7 protein-coding genes and 2 pseudogenes are annotated in these 12,540 nt (G+C 68.7%); 2 read left to right on the top strand and 7 right to left on the bottom strand.

Translation table 11 applies throughout. The annotated features are described in order from the left end of the window. Positions 1–633: 633 nt before the first annotated feature. Positions 634–2,073: an RICIN domain-containing protein gene (locus ACFU53_RS15240; RefSeq protein ID WP_383991255.1), complete on the bottom strand. Its 1,440-nt coding sequence runs from the start codon at positions 2,071–2,073 to the stop codon at positions 634–636. Positions 2,074–2,357: 284 nt separating this feature from the next. Further along, positions 2,358–3,089: a hypothetical protein gene (locus ACFU53_RS15235; protein ID WP_383991252.1), complete on the bottom strand. Its 732-nt coding sequence runs from the start codon at positions 3,087–3,089 to the stop codon at positions 2,358–2,360. Positions 3,090–4,277: 1,188 nt separating this feature from the next. On the opposite strand from ACFU53_RS15235, the gene ACFU53_RS15230 reads away from it, so the two are divergent. Further along, a complete protein-coding gene (locus tag ACFU53_RS15230) occupies positions 4,278–6,557 on the top strand; it encodes a LuxR C-terminal-related transcriptional regulator (protein ID WP_383991250.1) in 2,280 nt (759 codons plus the stop codon). Between the two features lie 312 nt (positions 6,558–6,869). Then, positions 6,870–7,205, top strand: a complete 336-nt coding sequence (locus ACFU53_RS15225; protein WP_383991247.1) for an alpha/beta fold hydrolase — start codon at positions 6,870–6,872, stop codon at positions 7,203–7,205. Here ACFU53_RS15225 and ACFU53_RS15220 read toward each other — a convergent pair. The 5 genes and pseudogenes from ACFU53_RS15220 to ACFU53_RS15200 form a co-directional block, all read right to left on the bottom strand. After that, positions 7,202–7,456, bottom strand: a pseudogene (locus tag ACFU53_RS15220) (hypothetical protein); the annotation flags it as partial. The gene ACFU53_RS15225 and the pseudogene ACFU53_RS15220 overlap by 4 nt on opposite strands. 60 nt (positions 7,457–7,516) lie before the next feature. After that, positions 7,517–9,024 (bottom strand): annotated as a pseudogene (locus ACFU53_RS15215) (ISL3 family transposase). A gap of 217 nt (positions 9,025–9,241) precedes the next feature. After that, entirely contained in the window at positions 9,242–10,564 is a 1,323-nt protein-coding gene (locus ACFU53_RS15210) for an MFS transporter (protein WP_383991244.1), read from the bottom strand. Positions 10,565–10,635: 71 nt separating this feature from the next. After that, entirely contained in the window at positions 10,636–11,535 is a 900-nt protein-coding gene (locus tag ACFU53_RS15205) for a fumarylacetoacetate hydrolase family protein (protein WP_383991241.1), read from the bottom strand. Positions 11,536–11,583: 48 nt separating this feature from the next. After that, complete coding sequence (locus ACFU53_RS15200) at positions 11,584–12,540, bottom strand: VOC family protein (protein WP_383991238.1); 957 nt, start codon at positions 12,538–12,540, stop codon at positions 11,584–11,586.

Genomic DNA, 12,540 nt, shown 5'->3' with positions numbered 1-12,540 from the left:
GACCGCAAACCACCAGCCCCGTCACCGCCCAAGCCACGATCCGAAACGGAACACGACTCAAGTGGCGACGGGAGAACTCAAAACCGGCTCACTAGGACCTCAGCGACCTGAGCCGCGCCCAAGCCCCGGTCGTGCAGGTGTCTGTCGATGTAGTCCGACATCTCTGTTGCCTGCCAAGTAATCTTTTGCGCGCCACCGGGGCGAGCAGGCCGCGGACGTAGTCGCGCATGCGGCGGACGGCGGCGTGGTTCGGCGCGGCCGAAGCGGTGGCCGATGTCGGTGAACAGGTCGTCGAGGTGTCGGTCCCAGGTCTCGACCGCGAGTGCGGTCACAGTGCTCGTCGGCGATGACTGCCCGGACCGGGGGCATCCCCGGCGGCGGGGGGCACTCGTTCGAGGCGGCGGTGACGGACCGAGGGCGCGTCACGCCTTCGGCGCCTGGACGAGCCGTCCGTCTCCCGCCGACCGGCCCGCACGGCGCGTAGTGCCCGGCTGGGACTTCCCAGCCGGGCACTACGGACGGGCAGAAAGGACCCGATACACCTGTTCACCTACGGTTTTCACCCACAGGGGCGGGAGCCAGGACCTCAGCAATCCTCATTCCCGTCGGCCAGGGGCACATCCGCTTGAGCGATCACGCGTTGACCGGCACGATGTCCCACTTCTGGCAGTTGTTGCCGAGCGAGGTCCACTGGCGGACCAGAGCACCGTCGGTCGTCGCGCAGCCTGCCACGTCGATGGCCTGCCCGCTGTGGACGTTGGTGATGGTGTAGTGGCCGTCGACCAGGGCGAAGTCCCACTTCTGGCAGTTGTTGTCGGCGGGGGGCACCAGGGCCATCAATGCGCCGGTCCACGTTCCGCAGTGATAGTTCTCCAGGGCCTTGTTGCTGTTGACGTTGGTGATGGTGTAGTGGCCGTCCGCCGTAGTATCGAACTGCCATTGCTGGCAGGTGTTGGCGAGCGTGGCCCACTGGTTTATCCCGGTTCCGTCGGCGGTTCCGCAGTTCGCCGCGTTGAGGGCCTTGCCACTGTTGACGTTGATCAGCCGGACGTTGTTGGTCGGGCTGGGTTTGACCGTGATCATGTTGGGATACGTGCTGAGCAGTGGAGCGGTGAGCGAGGACGGGGCGGCGGTGAGCACCACGAGCCGGTCGCTCTCGCCGTCGTGGTAGACGAACGTGTTGAAGGTGTTGCTGTCGTCGGGTGCGAGCCGCGCGTAGATGGCTTCGGTGACCTCCTTCATCTTGGCGGAGGTGAACTGCACACTGCGCGCGGTGGTGGGGGTGGGCCAGCTGCTCGGTGCCACTCCGTCGCCGTCGGTCCAGTTTGTCGGTTTCTGAAGGTTGTCGATGTCGCCGACGTGATCCTTCGGGAAGATGATCACCGGCCCGATGTTGGGGTCGTTGAAATACGAGAGGGCGCAGTTGAGATTGGCCAGCTCATGCAGCTGGGTGTTGGGGTCTGAGAGATACCCCGACGGGAGGGTGCCGTCCGCTGGATGGCACTGGGTGGCCGGCGGCGCGGTGGACGTGTATCTGTCGATGACGAGCTTGCCGGAATACTGACTGGCCAGAGGGTCGGTGACCGAGGACGGGGCGTTGGTGTGCGCCACCACCCGGTCGGTCGGCCCGTCGAAGTTCACGAAGAGTTCGTACGTCAGGTCACCCTCGGGTTGCACCGCCTCGTAGGCCGCGCTGATGGTGGCGCTGATCTCGTTGTTGGTGAAGATGGCGCTCTTCGCGGTGGTGGGCGTGGGCCAACTGGTGGGTGTGCTTCCGGAGGAGTCGGTCCAGTTCGGTGGTGGCTGCAGGTGGTCGATGTCCCCGGTGTGGTCCTTCGGGAAGATGATGACTGGCCCGATGTTGGGATCCTCGAAAGCGGCGATGGCGCCTTCGTGCTCAGCCAGGGCCTCCACCTGCTCCCAGACGGTGTCTTCGTCGGCTCGCGCGGGAGCGGCGAAGGTCAGCGTGCTGGCGACCAGCAGGGTCAAGGTGGCGAGGAGACCACCGCGGATCCGCCGTCCAGACGAGGCGCCGGCCCGCAGCAGCCATCTTGGCTTGTCGTTTTTCACCATGCGAATGCCTTCATCCAGGGGGTTGGTTCTCTCACTTCGCCAACCTGCTGATGAGCCTCAGAGCGCTCTCAGCCGGTTGGCCGGGACGACCCTGGCCCGAGCAACCTCGGCCGGGTGACGGACCGTTGGTTCGGGTGCGGGTTGTGGTTGATGCGACGGACGCCGGGCGATCGGTGATCGGCCTATGAACGTACGCGGCACGGATTCCGGTTATGGGGGATGAACAGGATGCCCTCGGCCCGGGCCGCCATTGGACATCGCGTGCTTGTACTGCGGCCGCGGTATTACCTTCTGCACCGGTTGATTGAGCTGCAGCCTCGGGTATACGGGTTAGCTGCAAGCGTGGGGGTGTTCAGGTCCGTGTTGACGTTGAAGCGGCTACTCCCGTCGTTGTTGGGGTTGTAGACGATCGTCGCGGTCCCATAGTTGGGATTTGGCATGAAACGGTTGAACCTCATGTCGATGGTGTTCATGACTAGCACTCCGTCGAACGCTCGCGCGGTCATCCGGAATACGCGGACTCCCATGATCGCCTCGCGCGGAATCCTGTGGATGTAGGCCCATTCGTCCTGAGACCTATAGTGGTTGTAGAGGTTTGCGTCCCCGCGGATCTGATCGGGCACATACACCGCGTTCCTGCCGACCCTAGGGTCGATCAGGTAGACGAAGGTCTCGGCGGTCACCGCCTGACCATTGCACCTTGTCGGGAAGATCCTCGATACCCACCCCCGCCTCTGGTCGTTCAAAGCCCGCACTGTGTCGCATTGCCTTCGGGCGGCAGCTGCGAGGTTGTTCATTCCCTGGCTCCGCGCGAACGGAATCGTGACGCCTTCCGTTCCGCTCGTCGAAACGTAGTTGCTGTTACCGTGCCGGTCGCCATGTACATGCGAGCGAATGTCGTTGTTCGACCCGCGCGCCCAGAAGCCGTCTCGGAACATCACGTACGGCTGTCGGGAGTCACCGCGGTACAGGGTTCGCGGCATCGGCCTCTGGGTCAGAAGGTCGTAGTTGCGCACGTTGGGGCAGCTCGACGATCCAGATCCCGATTGGGAGCCTCCCGGGCACGTTTGGTTCACCGCCTGCGCCTTCGGGACTGCCACGGGGAATTGGAGGAACGCGGTTGCCAGAAGGGTCAGGAGGAGCGCCACGAGAACAGAAGTCCTGGTTGTCGTCTGTCTTCTCGTGCGTACCGTGTTTCGCTTGATCATGTGTGCTCCGGACTGGGTAGGAGTTTTCGAGAGCCCGAGTGTGGATGGTGCTTTGGCCGGTAGGCCGCCTGTCAATGGGTGGCCGCGTATCCCGCCTTGGGCTGACTGGGCCGGTGGCGAACGATCGGTTGCCGAGCGAGATCGCAAGTGACGTGGGAGCTTGGGCCCCGGCCGGCGGACGGTGTCGCGTCGGACTGCTTGCGCGTTGAGCAGGCCCATGGCACGCGTCCGTCATGGTCGCCGTGGCGGGCGTCCATGCCGTAAGGATCGGGGCGAGGCACACCCCCGGACCATGGGTATTTTTACGGGGTTTTTTACCTGGTCCTTACGGCGTGGGTGCGTGGTTCGCCGTCCACCGGCCGGCGACCGGGCACGGGAGCCGAAGCCGGGCCCCTGGCCACCGGCGCTGCCGCTTCCCGCTCCCGGCAAGTCAGCAGCCTCGGAGCGGCGGCCGGGGCGGTTGGTTCGGTGCCGGTGACAGCGTTGCCGCCCAAGGCGTAGGGGATGGCCCGGCCGGGGCTGGTGTGGCCGCCACCCGTCGGCGAATGCCTTCTCCTGCGCCGCCGGGCGCAGGTCCTGAGGACCCCCTTCCTCGCAGCGCGCGTGGCGCACGCCCGCGTACAGGCCACAGGTGGAGATGGATGGTGCCGATGTGCCGCCGCAGGCCGGCCACGCGCGGCGTCCAGCAGTCGTGCGGCCCATTTGTTGCCGCCACGGGAGGCGGTGACCCGCATCGTTCTGCCGACCCGGGAACGCGGCCGGCCGGGACCTGGCGCGGTAGCGGGCCTGCCTGGAGGCGCGCGCCGAGCCGCGGTGGCAGGGCGGGAAGGAGACCAGCACCCGGCACCGCCCGTGCGCAGTCCAGGTGGTACGCCATGTGCGACGTTGTAGTCTTTTTAATGCCAGTTTGGGCAAGGTATGGGCACGGTGACGCTGCTGGGCTGGTCAAGAGTTCGTGTGCGCCCGGTTTCGGGCAGGTGGGAGGTGACGGGGATCGTGACCAGCGTGATCGCGGAAGCGGGGAATCTGCCGGCGGCCTTCACCACCTTCGTGGGCAGGCAGCGCGACATCGCCGAGATCCGCCGTCTCCTCGGCACGGCGCGGCTGCTGACGCTTACCGGAATGGGCGGGGTGGGCAAGACGCGGCTGGCGCTGGAGGTGGCCGGCACGTTCGGCAAGGCCTTCGCGGACGGGGTGTGGCTGGTGGATCTGGCCCCGGTACGGGAGCCGTCGTCGGTGGCGAGCGCGGCCGCGACCGCGCTGGGGGTGCCGGACCTGGGCGTCAGGCCCGTCCTCGACCGGCTAGCGGGGCGCCTGGCCGGGCGCCGGGCGCTGATCGTACTGGACAACTGCGAGCATCTGGTCGACGCGTGCGCCGAACTGGCCCGCAGGCTGCTGTCGTCCTCCGCCGGGCTGCGCATCCTGGTGACGAGCCGCCAGACGCTGGGCATCGCGGGCGAGCAGGTCGTCACCGTTCCGCCCCTGTCGGTGCCGGACGAGGCGGTCGAGCTGCTGCGGGACCGGGTCACGGCCGTCCGGCCGGACTTCCGGATCACCGACCGGAACTGGGCCGGGGTCCGTCGGCTGTGTGCCGACCTGGACGGGCTGCCGCTGGCGATCGAGCTGGCCGCGTCCCGGCTGCGGACGCTCACCGTCGACCAGGCGGTGGACCGGCTGCAGGACCGTTTCACGCTGCTCACAGGCGGTAGCCCGACCGTCCGTCCGCAGCAGCGCACGCTGCGTGCGCTGATCGACTGGAGCTATGACCTGTGCCGGCCCGCCGAGCGGCTGCTGTGGAACCGGCTGTCGGTCTTCGCCGCCGGCTTCGGCCTGGACGACGCAGAGGGTGTCTGCGCGGGAGAGGGCATCGACCGGGCAGAGGTGCTGGACCTCCTGGACCGGCTGGTCGCCCAGTCCGTCGTCCTGGCCACCGAGCACGAGGGCCTCACTCACTACCGGTTGCTGGAGACCATCCGCCAGTACGGCAGGCAGCGGCTCGTCGAGTCCGGCGAGGAGCAACGGCTGCTGCTGCGGCACCGCGACTTCTTCCTAGGCTTGGCCGAGCGCCTCGCCGAGGGCTGGTTCGGCCCCGGCCAGGAGGCGGCCCTGGCCCGGCTCCGCGCCGTACACAGCGATCTGCAGGCCGCCTTGGACTCCGGCGGCGACCGGCAGGCCACCCTGGCGCTGGCCGCCGCACTGCGCTTCCACTGGTGCGCCGGCGGATTCCTGGGCGAGGGGCGCCGCCGGCTCGACCAGGCGCTCGCGGCCGCGCCCGAGCCCACGCCGGCCCGGGCCAGGGCGCTGTGGGTCGGCGCCTGGGTGGCGCTGCTGCAGGGCGATCACCCGGCGGCCGAGCGGTGGCTGGACGAGGCGGGGCACCTTGGCGAGCAGTTGAACGACCCGGTGGTGTGTGCGTCCGTCCAGTGCAACCGCGGCACGTTGGCCCTGTTCCAGGGGCGCCGGAAGGAGGCCGTGTCCCTCTTCGACGGCGCGCTCTCCGCTCGGGCGGCGCTGCGCGAGGGACCTGAAGCGGTCTTCTGGCTGTTCCAACTGGCCGCCGCCCAGATGAACCCACGGGAGCAGCGCGCGACCGAGACCGCGAGGCACGCGCTCGCCATCGCCCAGGCGCACGGTGAGCGGTGGGCCAGTTCGTACACGCTGTGGACGCTGGGCCTGCACGCCTGGCTGCGCGGCGACCCGAAGGCGGCCGCGGCACTGGTCCGGGACGGCCTGGAGGTCCAGGGTGGCTTCAGCGACTACGTCGGGACAGCATTGATGCTCGACCTGCTGGCCTGGACCGCCGCCTCCCAGAACGACCACGAGCGGGCGGCGCGACTGCTGGGGACCGTGCGTACCCTGTGGCGGGACACCGGCACCACCATCCTGGCCTTCGGCCCTCATCTGGGCAGGCACCATACACACTGCGAGGAAGCGGTCGTAGGGGCCCTGGGCCCGGCAGCCTACGAGAAGGCGGTTACGGAGGGCGGCCGTCACGCCACCCCCGGCCGGGCCATCGCCTACGCCCTAGGCGGCGCCGCCGACGCGGACGCCGAACCGGCTGCCCCGGCCACCCCCACGAGCCCGCTGACCCGCCGCGAGCGGGAAGTGGCCGCGCTGGTGGCCAAGGGCATGAGCAACCGGCTGATCGCCGGCACGCTCGTCCTGTCGCCGCGCACCGTCGACGGGCACATCGAGAACATCCGGGCCAAGCTCGGCTTCGGCTCCCGCGCCCAGATCGCCGCCTGGTGGGTGGCGAACCAGACGCCCACCCCGTAAAGCCACCCACAACACCCCGGGCGCGGCCGGCAGCGGGACCCACGGCCTACCGCGATCAGAGTCCTCGGCTCCGGAGTCGGTCGGTGATGACCCGCTTGACTGCCCATCAGGGCAGCCGACCGCAGCCTCAACGTCGCCACCGGCCTGCCCCAACTCGCTGCGCTGGCCATGGGCATTCGCTCGATCCGATAGCCGAACGGAGCTTTTCATGACCATGGTCATCACGCCCGGAGGGGTGTCGCTCAGCTACGACACCTTCGGCGATCCCGGGCGCCCCCCCCGCTGCTGCTGATCCAGAGCCTCGGGGCCCACATGATCGGATGGCGCGCCGGTCTGTGCCGCCAACTCGCCGACGCGGGCTTCCACGTCCTCCGCTTCGACAACCGGGACGTCGGCCTGTCGCAGAAGTTCCCGGAGGGCGGCTACACCCTGGCCGACATGGCGAACGACTCCGCGGGCCTTCTCACCGCGCTCGACATTCCCGCGGCGCACGTGGTGGGACAGTCGGTGGGCGGCATGATTGCCCAGCAGCTCGCCCTCGACCACCCCACGCGGAAGCGTGGCCGTCGCGGCACCCGTCGCCGATCGCGTCGAATTCGGACGCCCCTGCGGGCCACGCACCTCTGCCGTCGCAGTCACGGAGCCTAGGCCGGGAGCGCCACCTGTTCAGTGAGTGCGACGCCCCGCTCGGCAGCTTCGACGACGTTCGCGAGCAGCATCGCCCGCGTCATAGGGCCCACTCCGCCCGGATTGGGCGACAGGTACGCCGCGACCTCCGCCGCCGCCGGGGCGACGTCCCCGGTGACCCGGGCCTTCCTGTCGCGCTGTACCCGGCTCACCCCGACGTCGAGCACGATCGCACCGGGTCTGAGCTTGACTGGTCGGGGAGTGTGTCCTGAACACGATGAGGAGCTATCCGGTGGCTCTGGCCCGTAGTCGGTGGTGATGCCGGGTGTCTGTCAGGGCAGGAGGATGCGGTGGCGGAGGAGGCCGAATCCGGCGCGTCCGTGCATCTGTCTCATGATCCTCTTGGTGCGGGTGTTGACGCCTTCGGTGCGGCCGTTGTGGTAGGGCAAGGTGAGTCCGGCGTTCACGGCGGGCCGGTCGATTTCGAGGCCGTTGGTGAAGCTGCGCAAGGTGGGGTAGGTCGACGGCGCGGGCGGCCGTGATCCACTCGGTGAGTTTCACGTTGTTGCCCTCGGCCGGTTTCAGCAGGGTGGCGAAGCCGCGTACGAGATCGGCGAGTGCGGTCATCTCCGGGCAGGCCGCGACGATCTTCTCCAGCAGGGTCGTTTTCCTTCGGGCGCAGGGTTTCGGGGTCGGTGAGCAGGAGGCGGCTGGCGTGACGTGGGGTGGTGACGGGGCGGTCGCCTTCGGCGTGGCCCTGGTTGAGGTAGCGGACCAGGAGGTTCGCGCTGCCGGTGTAGCCCAGCTCCCTTATCTCTCCCAGCAGTTGGGTGACAGGAACTGCCGGTTCGGCCGCGCGACGGGCGCGCAGATGGTCGCGGTAGGGGTCGACGAGGGTGGGCCGGTAGGCGGGGGCGATGCGCAGGGCCTGGGGCTTGGGCATGCGGGCGTAGCGTTTGACGGTATTCAGGGCCACTCCGAGGCGGCGGGAGCAGTCGAGGAGGCCGACGCCCTGGCCGAGGAGGTCGTGGATCTTGTTCCAGCGTTCGCGGGTGGTCTGCTCGCGTACTCCACCAGGGCGGGTCGGATTGATGGTGGTCCAGCATCCGGTGTGCGCGCGGACCTCGAGCTAAACTTTGTCGTAGAGGTTGCGCCAGAGGTGCCATCGGTCGCTGACCTGCACCGCGTCGGGCAGGCCTCGGCGGATGGCCTCGGCGTAGGTGGCCGAGCCGTCGCGGCACACGATCTCGGCACCAGGATGTCCGCGCAGCCAGGACTCCAGAGTGGCTCTTTCGCGGTCGGGCAGGACCGCGACGCGTCGGCCGGTTTCGGCATCTGTGATGATCGTGGCGTAACGGTGGCGGCGGCGCAGGGCGAAATCATCCACGCCGATCACCCGTGGGACCGCCTGCTGTGGCAGCGGCAGGCGTCGCAGATGGCGCAGTGCGGTGCTGCGGGAGACGGGTACGGCCAGTAGGCCGGCGAGGTGTGCGGCCGCCCGACCGCATAACTCCCGCGCCACCTGGGATACCTGCCAGGCGAGGCGCACCGTGCGGCGCTGATGGCGTTCCAGCAGTCCGGGAATCTGCTCGCGGAAGGTCTGCCTCCGGCAGCCCACGACCGGACAGACCAGCCGCCGTGCCCGCAGGTGGACGACAACCGGGCGGCCGTCGACCGGCACGTCCGTCACCGTCCGGCGGTGATACCCGTGCACCTTCGCCGTCGGCGTCCGGCACACCGGACACGGCACCGCCACACCCCGCGTGCGGGCCGTGACCACCACTGCGTCACCACAGCCCCCCACGTCCTCGACGACGAGCACCGACAGCCCGGAAAACACCGTGCTGATAAGGGAGTTGACATCCATCACAAGATCATGACCGCGAATGGCTACCCGGCGTCACCACCGACTACGGGCCAGAGCCGAACGTTTGACAGGCCCCCGCCAGGTCCTGTCATTCAGAAGCTTCATCAGGACCGAGAGCGCGCCAACGAGGACGAACGGACGAGCGGCAGTGTCGGCAAAGTAGAGTACGACCGCGGCTTCTGCCTGGGTGTCATGACCTGTGCTTGAGAAAGGGCTCTCGGGCAGGCTGCGATGGCGGCGAGACCCGACGTCGGGTGTCCGTGCCCACCAGCACAGCGGCCAGGACCGCGAGCGCGAGGGGCACACCCATGACGAAGAAGATCTGCGAGATGCTCCACCCGGCGCCGATCATGATCCCGCCGAGCAGTCCGCTGGCCAGCGTCCCGAGCCGACCGACACCGCTCATCCAGCCGAGGCCGGTGGCGCGCGCGGACGTCGGGTAGGCGAGCGCACCGACCGCCGTCAGCGTGGCCGCGGAATTGCCCAGGCACAGCCCGAAAGCGAAGACCTCGACGAGGAGCGCCGCATAACCTGGTACGGCGGCTCCCATGACGTAGACGGCCAGCACGCTGAGCGCCAGGGCCAGCGTCAGCGCCTGGAAGCGGTCGAGCCGCTTCAGGACGAACGATGCCAGAACCTGTCCGCACAGGCTTCCCCAGCCGAAGAGCCCGACGACGACACCTGTGCGGGCGGCTGTCAGGCCGCTGCGTTCCACCATGAGCGGCAGGTAGTTGAGGATGAGGAAGACGACTCCGAGCAGGATGAAGTAGCAGAGCCACATCAACAGGGTCGTCGCCAGGTAGGGGCGGGACAGGACGATCGCGGGCACCTTCTGCTCCGGGGCGTCGGCCGGGCCCGCGGTCAGGTCCACGTGTGAGTTGTCCCGGTCCGGGGCGAGTGCCGCCAGGACGTTGCGGATCCGTTCGGGATCCCGCCCCCGTGCGACCAGCACGCTCGCGGACTCGGGGACGTAAGCGGCGACGAAGGGAACCAGCAAGAGGGGAGCGAGTCCGCAGAGGGCGAGCAGTGTGGGCCAGCCGAAGGCCGGGATGACCGTTGCCGCGAGGAGCCCGCCGACGACCGTCCCCGCCGCCACGCCGGAGAACGCCAGGGTCACCATCTGTGCCCGCCGGGCCGCGGGTGTGGAGTCGGCGATGAGCGTCACGACCGCGGGTGCGACGGCGCCGATGCCCAGGCAGGCCACGATGCGCAGCGCCGCCAGCGCCTCGATGGTCGTCGCCAGGCCCATCGCGGCGGTGGCCAGCCCGAAGACGACGACACCGACAATGATGACGCCCTTGCGACCGTACCGGTCGGCGAGCGGCCCCGCGACGGCCCCGCCCACCGCCATGCTCAGGACACCGAGGGTCACCGTGGCGGTGACCGCCCCGATGGAGGTGCCCCAGTCGCGTATGACGTGGGGGTAGACGAAGCCGGCGATGGTGATGTCGAGGCCCTCCGCGACCATCGTCAGCAGGCCGAGCAGCACTACGAGTCGTTGACGCGTCCCCATCGCGGTCGAATCGATGAAGTCTTGCACGCTCGGCCGTGACGCCGAGCCTGCTGACGGGTCGGGAGTCATGGCTATCCCTTCACGGTGCGTGACTTGACGGGATTGGTGAGCGGAGCCAGCCCTTCGATCTCGACGCGGACGACATCGCCGTCGCGCAGTTGCTCACCGCGTGCCAGGCCGACGCCGGCGGGAGTGCCCGTGGCGATCACGTCGCCCGGCTGCAACGTCCAACTGCGGCTGGCCGCCGCGATGATGTCGGCGATGCCGACGATCAGGTTGCTCGTGGTGCCGTCCTGTTTGACCGTGTCGTTGACTACACAACGGATGGCGAGCGCACCGGGGTCCTCGATCTGCCAGGCCGGCGTCACCGCGCCCATCGGACAGAACGTGTCCAGTCCCTTGGACCCGGACCAGTCCCACGTGAACGGCGCGGCGATCGCCACATCTCGCCGCAACAGGCCTCGGGCGGTGACGTCGTTGAAGCAGGCGTAGCCCGCCACGTGGTCGAGGGCCCGGGAGGCGGGGATGCCTGCACCCCCCTTCCCGATCACGACGGCCAGTTCGGCCTCCCAGTCAGGGCGCAGAGTCGGGTCGTCGGGGATCAGGACGGGCTCCCCGTCGCCGACCATGGTGGTGGTCGGCGGGACCAGGAAGAAGTACGGCCGTGTCCCCTCCGGTACATCGTCGACACCCATCTCGGCGAGATGGTCACGGTAGTTGGCTCCGACGCACAGCAACTTGCGCGGGTACTGGACCGAGAGCGTCTCGATCGCATCGAGCGGGTCGAGGGCGTCCGGGTCCAGGTCTCGCAGGAGCGGGGTCAGCCGCTCCCAGTCGTCGAGCGCCTGTGTCAGTCCCGCGTACGCCCGGAGGAAATCGGGGACCACGAGGCGGCCGTCCCGTCGGCGGACAGCCGCCGACGACTGCCCGTCGGCCCGGCATGTGGTGAGGCTCCAGTTCCTGCTGTTCATGCGATGTGTGTCCATCCCTCGATGAAGTCGCCTTGGACCGCCGGGAGTTCAGCGCTTGATGGCGCCGTGCGGGATCGGTCCCCACGCGTTCATGGCCAGGGCGTCCGCCTCCCACGTGGTCGGACGCATCGGGAAGTGCTCGTGCCAGGGGCGAGGCTCGTAGTAGCCCTTCTCCTCGTCGAGCATCACGTCGAGCTGGGTGAACAGTTCGATGTGGTTGCCGTCGGGATCCAGGTGGTACGTGAAGATGTTGTGGCCCACGGCGTGCCGGCCCGGTCCCCAGTACAGCCGGTAGTCGTTCCGGGCGAGGTTGTCGATCATCGTCTGGAGATGGGACAGGTCCCGGGCTTCGTAGGCGATGTGGTGCATGCCGCGCATGGTGTCGCTCTGCATGAAGTTCGCGGCGTGGTGGTCGGCGTTGCAGCGCAGAAAGACGAAGAAGTCGCCGATCGAGTCCGACCAGCGGAAGCCCATGGCGTCCTCGTAGAAGGAGCGCATGCCGCTCGTCGACGTCGTGTAGGCGGCCACGTGCCCGAGCTTGCTGGGCCGCTGGTCGAACGTGGGCTCCACGCCGCTGAGGTCCTGCTCCTGGTACAGGTGCAGGGTCGCGCCGGTGGCGGGCTCGGTGAGCACCAGGACGTCGGGCGTTCCGGGGCCGATGTCCGTACGGCGTTCGCCGGTGATCCCGACCTCCTTGAGGCGGCGCTGGGCGTCGTCGAGGTTCTCGCGGATCTCGTAGCCGACCATCGACCGCCCGGCGACGGCCTCGGCCTTTTCGATGACGACACAGTGGTGGTCGGCGCCGGTCGTCAGGAACACTTGCTGCGGTGACTCGTCGACCAGGGCGAAGCCCATGACCTTGGTGTAGTACTCGGTGAGCCGGGCCACGTCGGGCGTCTCGAAGTTGACGTAGCCGAGGCGGGAGACGTGCACGGGCGCGTCGTCCGGCTTGGTCGGCGAGGTGTCGGCGTCCGGGACCGCCTGGGTGGGGTTGGTGTTACTCAT

It is taken from the genome of Streptomyces sp. NPDC057474 (assembly GCF_042802555.1).
In the GTDB taxonomy this organism is placed as follows: domain Bacteria; phylum Actinomycetota; class Actinomycetes; order Streptomycetales; family Streptomycetaceae; genus Streptomyces.
The sequence above is the reverse complement of the archived record's forward strand: the minus strand, read 5'-3'. Positions and strand labels throughout refer to the sequence as shown.

Bases quoted from the DNA above. Each gene is read 5' to 3' on its own strand.
- ACFU53_RS15240 (WP_383991255.1), bottom strand. From the start codon at position 2,073: ATGGTGAAAAACGACAAGCCAAGATGGCTGCTGCGGGCCGGCGCCTCG.
- ACFU53_RS15210 (WP_383991244.1), bottom strand. From the start codon at position 10,564: ATGGGGACGCGTCAACGACTCGTAGTGCTGCTCGGCCTGCTGACGATG.
- ACFU53_RS15200 (WP_383991238.1), bottom strand. From the start codon at position 12,540: ATGAGTAACACCAACCCCACCCAGGCGGTCCCGGACGCCGACACCTCG.
- ACFU53_RS15205 (WP_383991241.1), bottom strand. From the start codon at position 11,535: ATGAACAGCAGGAACTGGAGCCTCACCACATGCCGGGCCGACGGGCAG.
- ACFU53_RS15225 (WP_383991247.1), top strand. From the start codon at position 6,870: ATGATCGGATGGCGCGCCGGTCTGTGCCGCCAACTCGCCGACGCGGGC.